Source organism: Rhodococcus sp. NPDC127593 (genome assembly GCF_042671975.1).
Classification (GTDB): domain Bacteria; phylum Actinomycetota; class Actinomycetes; order Mycobacteriales; family Mycobacteriaceae; genus Rhodococcus_F.
Genome location: NZ_JBHXWI010000051.1, coordinates 1 through 16,675 on the forward strand (window position 1 = coordinate 1; position 16,675 = coordinate 16,675).

Annotated in this window: 12 protein-coding genes; 4 read left to right on the top strand and 8 right to left on the bottom strand. The window is 70.0% G+C overall.

The features are described 5' to 3' along the window. Positions 1 to 241: 241 nt before the first annotated feature. Positions 242 to 583 (bottom strand): WhiB family transcriptional regulator, encoded by a 342-nt coding sequence (locus ACFVJ3_RS36220; protein WP_378456655.1) that lies wholly within the window; start codon positions 581 to 583, stop codon positions 242 to 244. 451 nt (positions 584 to 1,034) lie between these two features. Next, positions 1,035 to 3,173 (bottom strand): ATP-dependent DNA helicase UvrD2, encoded by a 2,139-nt coding sequence (locus tag ACFVJ3_RS36225; protein WP_378456708.1) that lies wholly within the window; start codon positions 3,171 to 3,173, stop codon positions 1,035 to 1,037. A gap of 80 nt (positions 3,174 to 3,253) precedes the next feature. Between ACFVJ3_RS36225 and ACFVJ3_RS36230 the strand changes: the two genes are divergently transcribed. After that, positions 3,254 to 3,508, top strand: a complete 255-nt coding sequence (locus tag ACFVJ3_RS36230) for a mycoredoxin (protein WP_037245224.1) — start codon at positions 3,254 to 3,256, stop codon at positions 3,506 to 3,508. On the opposite strand, the gene nudC is transcribed toward ACFVJ3_RS36230, so the two are convergent. Together nudC and ACFVJ3_RS36240 are read right to left on the bottom strand one after the other, a co-directional pair. Beyond that, positions 3,505 to 4,416, bottom strand: coding sequence for an NAD(+) diphosphatase (nudC, locus tag ACFVJ3_RS36235; RefSeq protein ID WP_378456656.1), 912 nt, complete (start codon positions 4,414 to 4,416; stop codon positions 3,505 to 3,507). The genes ACFVJ3_RS36230 and nudC overlap by 4 nt on opposite strands. Before the next feature lie 20 nt (positions 4,417 to 4,436). Continuing rightward, positions 4,437 to 5,504, bottom strand: a complete 1,068-nt coding sequence (locus tag ACFVJ3_RS36240; protein ID WP_378456657.1) for a potassium channel family protein — start codon at positions 5,502 to 5,504, stop codon at positions 4,437 to 4,439. A gap of 121 nt (positions 5,505 to 5,625) precedes the next feature. Here ACFVJ3_RS36240 and ACFVJ3_RS36245 point away from each other — a divergent pair, with 121 nt between their 5' ends. Next, complete coding sequence (locus ACFVJ3_RS36245; protein ID WP_378456658.1) at positions 5,626 to 6,024, top strand: hypothetical protein; 399 nt, start codon at positions 5,626 to 5,628, stop codon at positions 6,022 to 6,024. Here ACFVJ3_RS36245 and ACFVJ3_RS36250 read toward each other — a convergent pair. Together ACFVJ3_RS36250 and ACFVJ3_RS36255 are read right to left on the bottom strand one after the other, a co-directional pair. After that, the gene (locus tag ACFVJ3_RS36250; RefSeq protein ID WP_378456659.1) at positions 5,990 to 9,337 is read right to left on the bottom strand and encodes an ATP-dependent helicase; all 3,348 of its coding nucleotides are present in this window, start codon (positions 9,335 to 9,337) and stop codon (positions 5,990 to 5,992) included. The genes ACFVJ3_RS36245 and ACFVJ3_RS36250 overlap by 35 nt on opposite strands. Next, entirely contained in the window at positions 9,334 to 12,630 is a 3,297-nt protein-coding gene (locus ACFVJ3_RS36255; RefSeq protein ID WP_378456660.1) for an ATP-dependent helicase, read from the bottom strand. Before ACFVJ3_RS36255 ends, ACFVJ3_RS36250 begins: the two co-directional genes overlap by 4 nt. Positions 12,631 to 12,686: 56 nt before the next feature. Between ACFVJ3_RS36255 and ACFVJ3_RS36260 the strand changes: the two genes are divergently transcribed. Next, positions 12,687 to 13,472, top strand: coding sequence for an alpha/beta fold hydrolase (locus ACFVJ3_RS36260; protein ID WP_378456661.1), 786 nt, complete (start codon positions 12,687 to 12,689; stop codon positions 13,470 to 13,472). After that, complete coding sequence (locus ACFVJ3_RS36265) at positions 13,472 to 13,780, top strand: MGMT family protein (protein WP_009479577.1); 309 nt, start codon at positions 13,472 to 13,474, stop codon at positions 13,778 to 13,780. Before ACFVJ3_RS36260 ends, ACFVJ3_RS36265 begins: the two co-directional genes overlap by 1 nt. Before the next feature lie 12 nt (positions 13,781 to 13,792). On the opposite strand, the gene ACFVJ3_RS36270 is transcribed toward ACFVJ3_RS36265, so the two are convergent. Together ACFVJ3_RS36270 and ACFVJ3_RS36275 are read right to left on the bottom strand one after the other, a co-directional pair. Then, on the bottom strand, positions 13,793 to 15,058 hold the full coding sequence (locus ACFVJ3_RS36270; RefSeq protein WP_378456662.1) for a lipase family protein: 1,266 nt from the start codon (positions 15,056 to 15,058) through the stop codon (positions 13,793 to 13,795). Between the two features lie 141 nt (positions 15,059 to 15,199). Beyond that, on the bottom strand, positions 15,200 to 16,645 hold the full coding sequence (locus tag ACFVJ3_RS36275; protein ID WP_378456663.1) for a PLP-dependent aminotransferase family protein: 1,446 nt from the start codon (positions 16,643 to 16,645) through the stop codon (positions 15,200 to 15,202). Positions 16,646 to 16,675 lie beyond the last annotated feature (30 nt).

The following is a 16,675-nucleotide window of genomic DNA, read 5'->3' on the forward strand; positions in this document are numbered from 1 at the left end:
CAATTCTGTCGCCGGTGATTGCGTCGACGCAACACCGAAGCAGGTGACCTGCACGGCGGCGGAGCTACGCGGAGGTTCCCCAGACATACGTCGGGGGGGGCCCCGGGGGGGGGGGGGCCCCCCCCCCGCCCCCCCCCACCTCCCCCCCGGACACCCGCCCCCCCCCGGGGGGGGCCGGCGCCCCCCGCGGGTGGGGGGGGCCCCGCCCCCACGCCCGCATTCTCCCGCCCCGTATCGGTTTCTACGCACAGACCAGAGTCTCCGTCTTGCGTGGACGTCCCCGGGAGCGCTTGCGGGCGATCACGACACCCTGGTCGAAGATCTCCCCACCCCACACGCCCCACGGCTCACCCCGATCGAGGGCCGCGTCGAGGCAGCGGGAGCGGATCGGGCAGGACGCGCACAGCGCCTTCGCCTGTTCCAGCTCGGTGGGAGAGTCCGCAAACCACAGGTCGGGATCATCGACCCGGCAGGGCAGGTCACCACGGGCGGACACTTTCTGAACAAATCCGCTTGTGGCGGTTGAGGTTTCGGATACCCCTCGGCATGTCACGGTAGACACGTCCTTCTCCTCTGCTCTCATTGCGACGGTCAATCTCTTCGGTTCGATGAAGTGGGTGCGAACCAGAGCCGAGGCTGCGAGCGGGAAAAGTGCTCGAACTACAAAGGCCACGGTCCGCGATGCGGGTCCGTGGCCTTGAAAAGACGGTGGGAGTTGATCTACCGAGGAATTCCTCGACAACTCCGATACACGGACTCGACTGCTGCTGCGGGACGACGACGGGCTGCCGACCAGACAATCGCCGGTGCCGCTTCCGCCGCGTTCATGCCGAACAGTGCGGGGGCAGCAGCGACTGCCGTCTCATGTGCTTGGAACTTCGTCATTTCACTGCCACCTCCATTTCTTTTCGATCCGATGTGAACCACACGGGTCTCCCCGCGCACTGAAACCACAGTAGGCAATTCTCCAGAACCGCACAACCTATTTTTGACCTGCAGTGATGCGAACTACTTCCCTGCCCCGTGGGAATCGTTCAGCGACTACCGCTTCCCTTGATCACACCGAGGACGTCCTCGCCGAACTGCTCGAGCTTCTTCGCCCCGATCCCGGGGATCGCGACGAGCCCGCGATCGTCCTGCGGCCGCTGCTCGGCGAGAGCCGTCAACGTGTTGTCGCTGAACACCACGTACGCCGGGACACTCAGTTCCCGCGACTTCTCGAGCCGCCACGACCGCAGCGATTCGAGCAGTTCCATGTCGACGTTCGACGGGCACCCCTCGCAGCGACCGAGCATGGTCGCGGTCGTCCCGATCAGCGGTTTTCCGCACAGCCGGCACCGCGGACGCTTCTTGTTGCTCTTGACGGGCGCCGCGATCCGCGAGGCAGGTGAATCTTCAGGGATGAGTCCGTGCAGGAACCGCGAACGGCGCCGTGACTTGCGGCCGCCCTCGTTCCGGGAGAGCGCCCACGACATCTGCAGGTGCTCCCGGGCGCGGGTCACGCCGACGTACAGCAACCGGCGCTCCTCCTCGACAGCCGCCTCGTCCGGTGCCGAGTTGGCGTCGCCGAGCACGTGCTGGATGGGCAGCGTTCCGTCGGTGAGCCCGACGAGGAACACGGCGTCCCACTCGAGTCCCTTGGCGGCGTGCAGGGACGCGAGTGTCACACCCTGCACGACGGGTGGGTGCCGCGCCTCGGCCCGCAGGCTCAGTTCGCGCAACAGCGCGTCGAGGGTCAACTCCGAATCCTGGGTCAGCTGTTCCTCGGTGAGCGCGACCAGCGCCGACAGCGACGACCACCGTTCGCGAGCCTGCGCACCCGCCGGTTCCGCGTCCGTCAGCCCCAGCGGAGCGAGGACCGCGCGGACGAGCGTGACCAGGTCGGCGCCGACCGCATCCGGCAGGTCGTCGCGACCCGCGGCCTGCCGCAGCGCCGCCACCGCCTGACGCACCTCGGTGCGCGTGAAGAATCCCTCACCGCCCCGCACCTGGTACGGGATGTCGAGCTTCGTCAGCGCCTGCTCGTGCACCTCGGACTGGGCGTTGATCCGGTACAGGACCGCGATCTCCGCGGCCGGAGTGCCGGACGCGATGAGCCGCTTGATCGTGCGCGCCACCCCGGCGGCCTCCGCCGGCTCGTCGTCGAACTCGACGAAACTCGGCTCCGGTCCGGAGTCGCGTTGGCCGATCAGCTGCAGACGGGTGCCCGCGATTCTGCCGCGGGCCGCTCCGATCACCCGGTTCGCCATCGACACGACCTCGGGGGTGGAACGGTAGTCGCGCTCGAGGCGCACGACGGTGGCCTCGGGGAACCGGCGCGAGAAGTCGAGCAGGTAATTGGGTGTGGCGCCCGTGAACGAGTAGATGGTCTGGTTGGCGTCGCCGACGACGGTGAGGTCATCCCGCTCCCCGAGCCAGGCGTCGAGGACACGCTGCTGCAGCGGAGTGACGTCCTGATACTCGTCCACGACGAAGCACCGGTACCGGTCGCGGAACTCCTCGGCGACAGCCGAATGCTCCTCGAGTGCCGCCGCCGTGTGGAGCAGCAGATCGTCGAAGTCGAGGAGCATCCCGTCTTGGCCCCGGGCCTTGAGTTGCTCGTAGCCGTGATACACCTCGGCGACCTTCGCCGCGTCGACCGGCGCCTCCCGGCGTAACTTCGCCACTGCCCGCGGGTAGTCCTCGGGCGCGATCAGCGAGGCCTTGGCCCACTCGATCTCACTCGCCAGGTCGCGGACGCTCTCCGTGCTGGTGGACAACCCGACCCGTCCGGCGGCGGACGACACGACCGCGTACTTGCGGTCGAGCAGCCGCCAGTCCGTGTCGCCGATCACCTGCGGCCAGAAGTACCTCAACTGTCGCAGCGCGGCGGCGTGGAACGTGCGCGCCTGGACCTGCGCTCCCCCGTCGCCGATCCCCAGGCTGCGCAGCCGGCCGCGCATCTCGCCTGCCGCGCGTGCCGTGAACGTCACCGCCAGCACCTGGCCCGCGGCGACGTGCCCACTGGCCACGAGGTGCGCGATACGCCGGGTGATGGTCCGGGTCTTCCCTGTTCCGGCCCCCGCCAGCACACACACCGGGCCCCGGGGAGCGAGTACCGCTGCGGACTGTTCGGGATCGAGACCGGTACTCGTCACCTCTGCTGCGCCGGCTGCTGACATGGCGTCCATCATGACAGGGGCAACCGACACGGCGCGAAGCGGACGAACACCGCAGTGGGAACACACGACGGGGTCGTGGTGTTATATCCGCCGTGACTGCTACCGACACCCCTGCCCTGACCATCTACTCCACCACCTGGTGCGGCTACTGCCGGCGCCTGAAGACGCAGCTGGACGAATCCGGCATCGGCTACGTGGAGATCGACATCGAGGACGATCCGGCATCGGCGGAGTTCGTCGGCAGCGTCAACGGCGGCAACCACGTCGTCCCCACCGTCAAGTTCGCCGACGGCAGCACCGCGACCAACCCGTCGTTGTCGCAGGTCAAGAAGCTCCTCGGCGTCTAGGACTCCGTCGCTGCTCCCGCCCAGGACTCGATGATCCCGCGGGCGATGGAAATCGAGCCCGGGAGCAGCAGCGGGGCGTCGGTGTCCGACGCCCAGTCGCCGAGTTCGAGTGCCGTGCGCACCTCGTCCCGGGTGAACCACCGGGCCTCGGCGATCTCGCCGTCCGCGAACGTCAGCGGGGCCTCGGGATCGCCGACGGCCGCGAACCCGATCATCACCGAACGGGGAAACGGCCACGGCTGACTGCCGAGGTAACGCACGTCACGGACGTCGACACCCACTTCTTCCTTGATCTCCCGCACGACGCACGTCTCGAGCGATTCACCGGCCTCGACGAATCCGGCCAGGATCGAGAACCGCCGCGCCGGCCACGTGGGCTGCCGGGCCAGCAGGACGCGATCTCCGCCGTCGTGCACGAGGCAGATGACCGCCGGATCGGTGCGGGGGAACTCCTCGTGCCCGGTGCTCGTCGAGATCCGCGACCACCCCGACATCGTCGGCTCCGACGGCGCACCGTCCAGCGCGCTGAAACCTGCGCTGTCGTGCCAATTGAGCATCGCGAGGGCCCCCGTGAGCACGCCGGCGTCCGCGTCGTCCAGCGTCCCGCCCAGAATCCGGAGATCGGCCAGCTCGCCGGTCAGCGCCTGCACCCGCACCGCCCACACGTGCCGGTCCTTGCGAATGCCGAGGAACACCGCCCCCCGTTGCGGTTCCGGGCCGAGTTCGGTGGCGTCCGCGAACACCAGTCCGTCGTCGCCTACCCGCACCTGTCCGCGGTGATTGACGCGCAGCAGCAGCGCATCCCGCCAGCCCGCTCGCAGCGCGTCCGTGTCCGAACGCAATTCCTCGGCCCGCCCGACAGCGGAGCGGGACAGGAGCGGGGTGTCGTTCAGCCGGAATGCAGTCACGCCGTCGACACTACTGCCGATCAGTTCGCGACCCGACGGATGTACAGCAGTCGGTCGTTCTCCTCGATCGAATCGACCTCCGGTGAGCCGACCCGGATCAGCCGCCCGTCCCGCACCACACCGAGCACGATGTCCGCGAGGTGACGCGGGGAGCCGCCGATCTCGTCCCGCTCCACCGGGCGCTCCGCGATGGCGAAACCGGCCTCCGGAGTCAGGAGGTCCTCCATCATCTCGACGACGCTCGGCGTCTTCGTGGCGATGCCGAGGAGCCGGCCCGCGGTCTCGGAGGACACGACGACCGAATCGGCGCCGGACTGCCGGAGCAGATGTGTGTTCTCGGACTCGCGGATCGCCGCGACGATCTTCGCCTTCGGTGCGATCTCGCGGGCCGTCAGCGTCACCAGCACCGCGGTGTCGTCACGGTTGGCCGCGACGATGATCGCCGACGCATTCTGCGCGCCCGCCAACCGCAGCACGTCCGATTTGGTGGCGGACCCGTGGACCGTGACGAGGCCCTTGCTGGCCGCCGAGTCGAGCACCGCGTGGTCGGTGTCGACCACCACGATCTCCGATGGCGGAACGTCGTCGCCGAGCATCGCGTCGATCGCGGTGCGTCCCTTGGTTCCGTAGCCGATCACCACGGTGTGATTGCGCACGTGCTGCCTCCAACGCTGAATTTTGAACGCCTGCCGGGAGCTCTGCGTGAGCGCGGAGAGAGTCGTACCGACCAGGACGATGAGGAAGAAGATTCGAAGAGGCGTGATCAGGAGAACGTTGACGAGCCTCGCGGACGGGGTGAACGGCGTGATGTCGCCGTAGCCCGTCGTCGACAACGACACCGTCGCGTAGTAGATGCAGTCGAGCAGCGACAATTCGTTGTCCTGCGCGTCGCGGTAACCCGCCCGGTCGATGTACACGATGAGAACCGCCAACCCCAACGCCGCCAGGGCGATACCCACGCGGCGGTAGATCGCCCGCGCCGGACTGGTCTGCAGCTCCGGAATCCGGAGCACACCCACCAACGCGAAGTCGGGCCGGTCGGTCAGGGTGTCCGACCTGCTCAATCTCTCACGCAGCCTACCGGCCATATGTTCGTCTCCACGTTGCACTGAACTCCGACATCGGCTGGCAGCCTATCCCCGATTGCCCCATCGGTGACATGTCGGAGCCTCGTTGTCGCGAACCGAGTTGTTCGGGCAAGCTGGCGTCATGCAACGAGAGAGCCACACACCACGACCGAGCCAGAAGCCCGCACTCCGCCTTGCCGCGCTGCTGCTCGGCGCGGGCACGATGCATTTCGTCGCCCCCAAGTTCTTCGACTCCATCGTCCCCACCCAGCTTCCGGGCGAGGCCCGCACCTACACGTACGTGTCGGGGGTGGGCGAGCTCGCCATCGGTACCGCGCTCGCCGTGCCGCGAACCCGCAGGCTCGGTGGCGGCCTCGCTGCTCTGCTGTTCGTCGCCGTCTTCCCCGCCAACGTCAACATGGCGGTGGACTGGCTGAAGAGCTCCAAGACGACGAACGTGCAGAAAGCCGGTGCACTGCTGCGCCTTCCGTTGCAGATCCCGCTGGTCACCGAGTCGCTGAAGGCTCGGCGTCAGGCCTGATCTCCGCTTCGGAAGAACCGGCCGAACGGAGCAGACGGGCGAGCGCGTCGGCGTCGGGCAGGTGGTCCGGCGCGATCGTCCGTCCGGTCCGCACGTAGTGGAACGCGGCGCGCACCCGCTCGATCGGAACGTCCACCAGCTCGGCCCACGCCAGCCGGTACGCGGCCAACTGCATCACGACGGCCTTCTCGTTGGCCGCGCTCGGTTCGGCTCCGGTCTTCCAGTCGATCACCGTCCACCCGCCGTCGGGGTCGGTGAACACCGCGTCGATCCGGCCGCGCAGCACGGTCCCGGCCACCGACGTCTCGAACGGCACCTCGACCTCGGTCGGGTTGCGGTCGGCCCAGGACGAGCGCAGGAACGCATCCTGCAGGGTCGCGAGGTCGATGTCCGGGCCCGCACCCGTGTCGGCGGCACCGGGCAGCTCGTCGAGGTCGAGCAGCCGGGTGGCCCCGAAGCGGCGCTCCACCCAGGCGTGGAACGCGGTGCCGCGCCGGGCCAGCGGATTCGGCGGGTACGGCAGCGGACGCCGCAGCCGGGCGGCCAGGGCGTCCGGGTCGGCTTCGAGTTCGACGAGCTGGCTCACCGACAACTGACCGGGCAACACCACCTCGGTGCGGGCGTTCGCCCGCGCTTCCCGCTCCGCGAGAAGGGCGTCGACGTCGGCTGCCCAGTTCTCGGGATCGTCGTCCTCGCCGGCCGGCACCGGCTCACCGACGCTCTTCAGCGCCGCGACGACCAGCGCCGCGCCCCGCTCGACCGACTCGCGACGGAGCCCGAGCGGATCCCGCGGCCACACCGCCGACTTGGGGGTACTGGTCAGCGGGTTCTGCTCCTCGGGTTCTGGTGCGGGCGCCCAGATGTCGACGACCCCTATTCCCTCGTGCTCCTCGTCGGTCACCGTTTCGCGTAGTTCGGTGAGGAACTCCGACGGACCCTTCGGCTCGGTTCCCGATTCTGCCCAGTGGTGACCCGAAGCGAACAGCACCCGTTCGGTCCGGGTGAGTGCGACGTAGAACAACCGGCGGTCCTCGTCGAGTTTGCGCGCGGCCAGCGCCGCCTTGTGGGCCTTCACGGTCTCCTCGAGGTCTTTCCGGTCGTACAGGTTCTCGAGTTCGAGAACGGGCACGCCGTCTGCGGACTCCCCCGGCCGCGCACGATCGCCGCGCAGTGAGGGCGGCAGTTCACCGACGGCACCGAGCCAGGACCCGGACGCCGTCCGCGACGGAAAGACGCCGGCCGTGAGGTGCGGTACCGCCACCACTTCCCACTCCAGCCCCTTGGCGGAGTGCACCGTCAGCACCTGGACGCGGTGCGGGTCCACCTCGACTTCGCCCGGCGCCAAACCTTTTTCGACCGATTCCGCGGCGGACAGGAACGCGAGCAGGCCGGTGACGGTGGCCGACGTGCGGCTCGCGTATCCGGCGACGACGTCGGCGAAGGCGTCGAGATGTTCACGGCCGGCACTCCCCTGCGCCGACCGACGCGTCCGGGCCTGTGCCTCGATGCCGATACCCAGCGCCCGTTCGACTTCGGCCACCAGCTCGGTGAGTGGCTGCCCGATCCGCTCACGCAGAGACGCCAACTCCGCCGCGACGGCGGTGATCCGCGCGTAGCCGACCTGCGAATAACGTTCGGCGGGACCGGGATCCGCCAGTGCGTCCGCCAGCCCGGCCTGCTCCGCGTGTTCACCGGGAAGCGCCTCGCCGACGGCGTCGGCCAGAGCGGACGAATCGGTGACGGCGCCGGTGGTGCCGTAGCCGGTTCCGATGGCCAGTTCGGAGGCTCGCCGCGACAGCGCCGTCAGGTCGGCCGCCCCGATCTGCCATCTCGCCCCGGTCAGCATCCGCACGGCGGCACTGCCCGCCATCGGGTCGGCGACCACCCGGAGCATCGCGATCACGTCGGCCACCTCGGGCGTGTGGAGCAGTCCGCCGAGACCGACCACTTCGACCGGCAGCCCCCGGGACCGCAGGACCTCCGCGATCGGTGCGGCGTCCGCGTTGCGGCGGATCAGCACCGCGGCGGTCGGTGGGTCCTCGTCCCGGCTCGTGGCGTCCGCGTACTGTTCGGCGATGCGGTCGGCCACCCATTCGCGTTCCTGCACGACGTCACCGGTGAGGGCCAGCCGCACATCGCCCGGGACGGCCTGTGGTCGTGCCCGCAGCGTGCTGACCGGCACGCCCCGCTCACGCAGGGACGCCGACGCCATGTTGGCCAGCGCCAGGGCCTCCGGCGGGTTGCGCCAGCTCGTGAGCAGTTCCAGGGTCGGCGCCGGATCTCCGTTCGCCAGCGGGAAATCCGTCGCGAAGCGGGGCAGGTTGGCCGCCGAGGCACCACGCCAGCCGTAGATCGACTGCATGGGGTCGCCCACCGCGGTGAGCGCGAGTTCGCCGTCGAGACCGCCGCCGAACAGCGACGACAGGAGCACCCGCTGCGAGTGTCCCGTGTCCTGGTATTCGTCGAGGAGCACCACCCGGAAACGTGTGCGCTCGGCGAGTCCGACCTCGGGATGGTCCGCGGCGACCCGTGCCGCCAGCGACATCTGGCTGCCGAAGTCGAGCGCACCTTCCCGGCGCAGCGTGTCCGCGAGACGCTGCACCAGCGGAAGAAGCTCCACCCGGCGGTGCTGGGTGTCGAGGATGTCGAGCAGTTCCTTGCCGGGGCCGCCGCGCTGCCGCGGTCCGGCGGGCAGGGTGTGGACGAGCTTGTCGAGCTCGGTGTGCGCCTCCCGCAAATCGTCCGGTTCGACGAGGTGCTCGGCCAGTTGCCCGGACAGCGCGAGCACGGCTTCGGTGACGGACGCCGGGTTCCGGTCGGTGTCGAGGTCGCCGTCCCACGAGCTGACCACCCGGTGCGCCAGCTGCCACAGTTCCGTCTCCGACAGGAGCGTCGCCGACGGTTCGATGGGCAGCAGGAGCCCGTGCTCGGACAGCAGTCGCCCGGCATAGGAGTGGTAGGTGCTGACTTCCGGTTCGCCCGCGAGGATCCGCGATCGCAGGTCGCCGCCCGGGTCGACCCTGCGGAGCAGGTCCGACCCCGCCAGCCGGGCAAGGCGTTTCCTGATCCGGGCGGTCAGCTGCTGCGCCGCCTTGCGGGTGAACGTCAGCCCCAGCACCGCCTCGGGGTCGACGACACCGTTGGCCACCAGCCAGACGACGCGGGCCGCCATCGTCTCGGTCTTGCCCGCGCCTGCCCCCGCGACGACGAGGGTCGGGCCGAGGGGGGCCGCGATGACTGCGGCCTGCTCCGGAGTCGGTGGGTGCTGCCCCAGGCCGACAGCGAGTTCCACCGGGTCGATACGGATCATCATTCCGACGTCACCTGCCGTCCCTCGTCGTGCGCGGGGCAACTCGTGCGCACCGGGCAGTGCCGGCAACCGTCGTTGACGCGGGCGAGGAACTCCGGCCCCTTGGTGGCCGCCGCTGCCGCGTGGATGACCGCGAGCGACGTCTCGAGGTCCTCGTCCGACAGCGGTGCCTGCACCCGCTGGGTCGCGCCTTCCTTCTTGTGCGGTTTGGCGACGAAGACCAGCCGCGCCCCACCCGGTTTCGACGCCGGCTCCCCGTCGATCGCGCCGGTCGCCGCCGCCACCTGGTACGCCGCCAGCTGGGCGTGCTGCTGGGCGTCGTCCTTGGTGACCGGTGAGCGGGCGGTCTTCACGTCGACGATGACGGGCCTGCCCTCGGCATCGCGCTCGAGCCGGTCTATCCGCCCCCGCAGCCGGATCGTCGGGGAACCCTCTTCCCGCGGTTCCAGGACGCCGTCGACCGCCACCTCGACGCCGACCTCGGTGAGTTCGGACCGGGTGTTGCCCAGCCAGGAAGTGAACGTGGCGAGCATGTCCCGGGTGCGGTCGAGTTCGCGCCGTGAGTACCACTGAGATCCCAGATCGATCGACTCCCAGGCGTTCTCGAGCGCGCGTTCCACCTGATCGGGCGGGATCCGCCCGGCGAGCGCCTGCACCAGCGTATGCACGAGCGTACCGGCGATGGCGTGGGTGTTGTCTCCGTCCGTCCCGCCGTGGCGTTCGAGCAGCCACCGCAACGGGCACGTGTTGAGCAGGTCGATGGTGGACGGCGACAGCGACACCGGCCCGTCCTCCTCGTTCCACAACGCCACGCCGGTGCTCGGTTCGGCGGTGCCGTACCACTGGTCCGGGTGTGCGCCGCGCACTCCGGCTTCGGCGAGCCGGGCGAGTTGGCGCGCCGCGCGTTCCTGTCGGGCGGGATCGGATTCCGCGACGTCCGGATCGCAGACCACGCTGCGCAATTCGGCGACGAGGGCGGGCAGGGCCAGGACCCGGGTCGCCGGATCCTCCGCCTGCACGACCGCCTCCTCGACGTCCGAATCCTGGTCTCCGGCGAGCAGTTCGTCGACGAATCGGGAGTGGACGAGATCGGCGTCGCCGCTGGCCGAGTCGACCGCGGTGACGAGCAGACTCCGCCTCGCCCGGCTGCACGCCACCAGAAACAGCCTGCGTTCCTCGGCCAGAAGCGGTGCGGTGCGCGACATCCGGTCGGCGGCCGTCTCGCTGCCGTCGGACACTCCGGCCGTCAGGTCGATCAGCGCCTCGGTGCCGAGCAGGCTTCCGCGGGCCCGCAGACTCGGCCACAACCCTTCCTGCACACCCGCGACCGCGACGACATCCCATTCGCGGCCGGCAGCCGAGTGGGCGCTGAGCACCGAGACGGCGTCGACCGGAACGGCGGAGACGTTCCGCGTGGTGGGAATGGCCTGCCCGGTGAGGTAGTCGACGAACCCGGCGAGCTGCGCGCGCGGGAGGCGGTCGACGTAACTCGCCGCGGCGTCGAACAGGGCGACCACGGCGTCGAGGTCGCGGTCGGCCTGTGCCCCGATCGGACCCCCGCGAGCGGAGGCCGCCGACCAGCGGCGTTCGAGTCCGGTGGCCTGCCATGCCGCCCACAGAACGTCCTCGATGCCGCGCCCACGGTCCAGGGGCACCTTCGCCTTGCGCAGCACGGACAGCACCCGGTTCAGGGATGCCGCTTCGACGTCGGTCAGCTTGGCCGTGACCCTGCGGGTGCTGTCGGTCTCGCCCACCAGTACGAGACGGAGGAGCTCCGCGGAGTCGCGGTCGCCGCCGGACGCCAGCTCGGCGCGCCGCAGTCCCCGGCGAAGACGCCGGAGCGCCACGGGTTCTGCGCCGCCGACCGGGCCGGCGAGCAGAGCGAGAGCGTCCTCGCCCGTGAATTCCTGCCCCGACAGTGCCCGCAGCACCAGCATCAGTCCCGACACCCCGTGCTGACGGGCCAGCGGCAACTCGGACGCCGCGGTGGTGACAGGCACACCCGCACCCAGCAGGGCGCGGCGCAGCGGCGCGAGGGCGCGCGGCACCGAGCGCACGATCACCGCCATCTCCGACCACGGCACCCCGTCGAGGAGGTGGGCGCGACGCAGGGTGTCGGCGATGAGCGCAGCCTCCTTCGCCGCCGTGCTCAGGACCCGGACCGACGTCCGTCCGCCGTCCTGCGCCGGGCTCCAGATCCGATGCGGCAGATGACCCGGAAGCCGGGACGTGATCCGGGCCGCCGTGGTCGCGACCTCCGCCGAACTGCGAAAGTTGACCGGTAGCAACACCTGCCGGGGATCGCCCTTGTCGGCCAGCTCGGCGAGGAATGTCGGGTCTGCTCCGCGAAAGCCGTAGATCGACTGGTCCGGGTCGCCGGCGACGACCGTGGTGCGGGTACCGGTGCCGACGAGCCGGACGAGTTCCGCGGCCTGCGGATCGAGGTGCTGGGCGTCGTCGACGAGCAGGTGCCGCACCCGGGCCCGCTCCGTGCGCAGCAGGTCCGGGTCGGTGGCGAAGGCGGTGAGGGCCGCACCGATGAGTTCGGCGGCATCCAGCGCAGGCGCCGTGGCCTCGGGGGCCTCGACACCGACGGCACCGCGTAGCAGCATGCCGTGCTCGTACCGGGCGGCGAACATTCCCGCCGCCACCCACTCGGGACGGGCGTGCCGCTGTCCCAGCCTGATCAGATCTTCGGGGCCGAGACCGCGCTCGCTCGAGCGCAGCATGAGGTCGCGCAGTTCGACGGCGAAGCCGCCCAGTGCCAGTGCGGGACGCAGACGTTCGGGCCACATCTCGCCGCCGTCCGCGATGTCGCCGTGCAGCATCTCGCGCAGCACGGCGTCCTGTTCGGCGCCGGTGATGAGGCGCGGGGGCGGATTTCCGTGGGCGGCGGCCTGCAGTCTCAGCACAGCGAAGGCGTAGGAGTGGACGGTGCGTACGAGTGGTTCGCGCGTGGCCCGGGGGCCGTGGTGTTCGTCGTGGCCGATGAGGGACGCGGTGACCTCTTCGCGCACCCGGCTCGCCGCTCGCTTCGACTGCGTCAGGACGAGCACCGACTCCGGGTCTTCGCCGCCGGCGATCCGGTCCACCGCGACATCGACGAGAAGCGACGTCTTGCCCGTTCCCGGGCCGCCGAGCACCTGCCAGGGATTCCAGCCCAGGCCGAGGGACGGTGCGGTGGGGACCCGCCGCGTGGCGTCGTCCCACACCCGGGCCTCGCGGACCGGGTTCCGGCGGTGCACGAGCCTGGCACGGGGAACCGACGTCCTGGTGCGCACCGCCGATTCCGTCATGGGTGGCATTCCACCAGAACGGTCCGACATCTCGTGCAGCGACCCGATCCGGCATCATGGGTCACGTGTCAGCACTGAATACGTACCTGTTCGGCGCCGAGGACGGCACGGAGATCCTCGCCCTGCACGGACTCACCGGTCACGGCAGACGGTGGGAGGCGCTGGCCACCGACCAGCTGCCGGACGCCCGCTGGATCTCCCCCGACCTACTCGGGCACGGCCGCTCCACGTGGTCGCCGCCGTGGAACCTCGAGGCCCACGTCGCCAGCCTCGTCGACACGCTCGACGCACACGCCCACGGACCCGTCCTGGTCGTGGGCCACTCGTTCGGCTGCGCCCTGGCGCTGCACCTGTCGCGCGCAGTCCCCGACCGCGTCCGGGGACTCGTGCTGCTCGATCCCGCGATCGGGCTCGATCCCGAGCTGATGCAGTCCGTGGCGGATCTCACCATCTCCTCCCCCGACTACACCGACATCGCGGAGGCCCGGTCCGAGAAGGTACACGGCTCGTGGGGTGAAGTAGCCCGCGACGTCCTCGAGAACGAGATCGCAGAACACCTGGTGCCGCTGGCGAACGGCCGGGTCAACTGGCGACTGTCCACCCCCGCCGTCGTCACGGCGTGGGGCGAGCTCGCACGCGAGGCCGTCCTGCCGCCCGCGCACCTGCCGACCGTCCTCGTGCAGGCGTCGAAGGTGCAGCCGCCGTACGTCACACCCGAGTTCCGCAAGGCTCTCACCGACCATCTGGGCGACAACCTCACCGCCGTCGACCTCGACTGCGATCACATGGTGCCGCAGGCCCGGCCCGACGAGGTCGCCGAGCTCGTCCGCACGCTCCTCTGATGGTCGCGACGACGGAGGAACAGGTCGAGGCGGTCCGCGCGCTGGTCGCGTCGATTCCACCCGGCCGGGTGGCCACCTACGGCGACATCGCCTCGGCGGCAGGGCTGTCCAGTGCGCGGACGGTCGGCTGGATCATGCGCACCGACTCCGCCGACCTCCCCTGGCACCGGGTGCTGGGCGCTTCGGGACGACCGGCGCCGCACCTCGCGCACCGGCAGATCGCGAAGCTCGAACTCGAGGGTGTTCCCATCCGGGACGGCCGCGTGGATCTCGCGGCGGCCCGGCACCGGTTCGATCGGTCCGGCTGAGTCCCGCCCGCGTCAGCAGGTGCTCGGCGCGGGATCACCGCGGAACCGGGCGTCCATCCAGTCCAGCGCCTGAGGCAGTCCCAGCGCCGCCGCCGACAGGTGGTCGGGGGTCGGAGTGAGCAGCGTCTGCACCGGAGTGCCCGCGTCGCAGTACCGCCGCAGGGTGGTGTCGATCGAATCGACGGGGATCAGTGCGTCCGTCGGGCTGTGCCATTCGAAGATCGGCGTGGTGGGCACGCCCGGATACAGCTCCAGGCTGTTCTCCTCCATCACCTTCCACGCTTCCGGATCATCCATGAAGTTCTTGTTGTCGGTCATCTGTGATGCGCTGTGTCCGAGTCCGAACAGCATGATCTCGTTGGTACATCCGTTGCCGATCATCTGCTTCATCAAGCGGCCCTCATCGTTGAGCTGGCCGCTGACGTCGATGCGGTCCGGGTATTCGCGTTCCAGGCCCAGCGCGGCGGCCATCGCGAGACCGAACGCGGGGTGCGGGTTGGCGCCCAGTGCCTCCGCCATCTTCACCAGGTTCATCGGGGTTCCGCCCTCGGCGGCGCCGACGATGTTCAGTTCGGGGGCGTAGCTCGGTGCCAGCGCCGCCGCCCAGGCCGTGGCCATGCCGCCGCCGGAATATCCGCCCAGTCCGACCTTGCTGTCCTGCACCTGCAGTTCGGGGACCCGCTGGACGGCGCGGATGCCGTCGAGGGTGATCTGGCCACCGAGCTTCGCCGCGCCGTACGCCATCCTCGGTCCCAGATGGTCGGGCAGCGCCACTGCCCACCCGCGCGCGAGTGCGATGTTGAGTGCGGCGGCCTCGCGGATCTGGTGCAGGGGGTCGGTGGTGTAGAGCTCGGTGGCGATCTTGCACTTGTTGCCCAGCGAATTGATGATGTGCTGGTACGACACCAGCGGGCCGTCCTGGACGTGGTTCGGGGGCAGCACGTACGTGGTGTTCGCCGCGATCGGCCTGCCCTCGGAGTCGGTGGTCCGGAACAGCAGCTCCCACATCGCGCTACCGGGGAAGTAGTACGACGGCGGCAGCTGGCGGATCTTCAGGACGTCGCCCGGAGCATGGTCGGCGACATCCGTGGGTTGGATGTAGAAGGGGTCCGGGTCGGCGACGGGGAAGATGGCGTCGGCAGCGGGTGGGGACAGCAAGGGGGGCAACAGCAACGGTGGTTCTGCCGCGGAGGTGCCTGCGCCCACGAGGGCGGCAGTCATCGCGAGGACCGAGCCGAGTACAGCGGTGCCGAAGGATCTGCGGAACAACGAGCCCATGACATACCCCACAATTCAGCGAGCGGGTCGACGGCATCACTATGCCAGAGCGTCGATAAAGATCAGCACCTTTCCCGGTACCGAACTGGTCTCTGACTGATACTTGAATTCACGGGTACTTTGCCGTCGAACGCCCCCGCGTCACACGACGAGCGTCGGCGTCGCAGACATCGACGCGTCCCCGGACACGACCAGGTTGGCAAGGATATTCACGGCCGCGGTCAACTCGGACACCGGCCGCGTGAAGGGCAACCGCTGGTGGTCGTCGAACAGATGGCCGGTGCCGAATCGGGGTCCGGGAGCCAGTAGCAGGCCCCTCGACCGCGCGGCGGCGACGAGTTCCGTCGATCTCGTTCCGGCGGGGAGCATGCACCACAGGGACAGCCCCCCGGCGGGCAGCACGTACTCCCACCCGGGCAACCGCTCGTCGACCGCCGCCGCGAGCGCGTCCCGCTGCACCCCGAGGTCGCGGCGGCGCTGCGCGACCAGACGGTCGTGCCGGGCGAACAAGCGCACGGCCGCAAGCTGATCCAGCACCGAGACCGACAACTGCCTGCGCGCCATGATCTTCGCCATCTGCGCGGTACGGGCGGCCTCGGCGCGCACCCAGCCGATGCGGATACCACCCCACACGGTCTTGCTGAGACTGCCGATCGCCACCGTCGACGATTCCGGGACCGGGACGCCGAACGGCTCGAGGTCGTCCGAGCCGTCCAGCACGAGTTCCGCCGACACCTCGTCCACGACGGTCACCACGCCGTGGCGGGCCAGGGTCGCGGCCAGCCGCCGCCTGCCTTCGGGAGTCGCCCTGGCTCCCGAGGGATTGGAGAAGTCCGGCATCAGGTACGCCACCGTCGGGGCGCTCTGCCGCGCGGCCCGGTCCGCCTCGGCGACGAACGCGTCCGGGTCGGTCGCATCGATCGGCACCGGAACAGGCCTGCCGCCGGCCGCCTGCACGGACTCGACCGCGCCGGGGTAGGTCGGATGTTCGACCAGGACGCGATCGCCCGCCTCGACCAGAGCCTCGAACACCACCTCGGTGGCATCGCCCGCGCCACCGGTCACGAGGATCTGGTCCGCGGTGGTCGGGCGACCCCGGCGTGTGTAGTGGCCTGCGATCGCCGCCCGGAGCGTCGTCAGTCCGCCGGGATGGTATCCGTGCTGGGGCATGAAACGGGGCAACTCGTCGACGGCGTCCAGGTAGGCCTCCCTGAGCTCGGGGGCGGCTGCCGGCGCGGCGTTGACGAGGTCGATGACACCGTCCACCGGCGCGCCTACCATGCTTCCCCACGCCGGCGGTCCCGACGGCATCGCCACGAATGTCCCCGATCCGTGGCGCGCCGACGCCCAACCGGCCTCGCGCAGTTCGCGATACGCGGCACTGACGGTCACCCGGCTGAGCCGGAGCTCCTCCGCGAGAGCCCGTTCGGCGGGCAGCCGGACTCCCACGGCCATCGACCCGTCGGCGACCCTCTCGCGGAGGGCGTCGGCGAGCCCGCGGTACAGCGGTTGTCCGCCGGTGGGCGCCGCACCGAGCAGCACCGCCAACTCGGCTGCCGACACGGTTCGGACTGGTTCAACACTCATACAGGCCACTTTCCCACAGAGGACTGGAAA

What these genes read in the sequence shown, in the direction of transcription:
- ACFVJ3_RS36220 (WP_378456655.1), bottom strand. Translation starts at nt 583, where the DNA reads ATGAGAGCAGAGGAGAAGGACGTGTCTACCGTGACATGCCGAGGGGTA.
- ACFVJ3_RS36225 (WP_378456708.1), bottom strand. Translation starts at nt 3,173, where the DNA reads ATGATGGACGCCATGTCAGCAGCCGGCGCAGCAGAGGTGACGAGTACC.
- ACFVJ3_RS36240 (WP_378456657.1), bottom strand. Translation starts at nt 5,504, where the DNA reads ATGGCCGGTAGGCTGCGTGAGAGATTGAGCAGGTCGGACACCCTGACC.
- ACFVJ3_RS36245 (WP_378456658.1), top strand. Translation starts at nt 5,626, where the DNA reads ATGCAACGAGAGAGCCACACACCACGACCGAGCCAGAAGCCCGCACTC.
- ACFVJ3_RS36250 (WP_378456659.1), bottom strand. Translation starts at nt 9,337, where the DNA reads ATGATGATCCGTATCGACCCGGTGGAACTCGCTGTCGGCCTGGGGCAG.
- ACFVJ3_RS36255 (WP_378456660.1), bottom strand. Translation starts at nt 12,630, where the DNA reads ATGACGGAATCGGCGGTGCGCACCAGGACGTCGGTTCCCCGTGCCAGG.
- ACFVJ3_RS36260 (WP_378456661.1), top strand. Translation starts at nt 12,687, where the DNA reads ATGGGTCACGTGTCAGCACTGAATACGTACCTGTTCGGCGCCGAGGAC.
- ACFVJ3_RS36265 (WP_009479577.1), top strand. Translation starts at nt 13,472, where the DNA reads ATGGTCGCGACGACGGAGGAACAGGTCGAGGCGGTCCGCGCGCTGGTC.
- ACFVJ3_RS36270 (WP_378456662.1), bottom strand. Translation starts at nt 15,058, where the DNA reads ATGGGCTCGTTGTTCCGCAGATCCTTCGGCACCGCTGTACTCGGCTCG.
- ACFVJ3_RS36275 (WP_378456663.1), bottom strand. Translation starts at nt 16,645, where the DNA reads ATGAGTGTTGAACCAGTCCGAACCGTGTCGGCAGCCGAGTTGGCGGTG.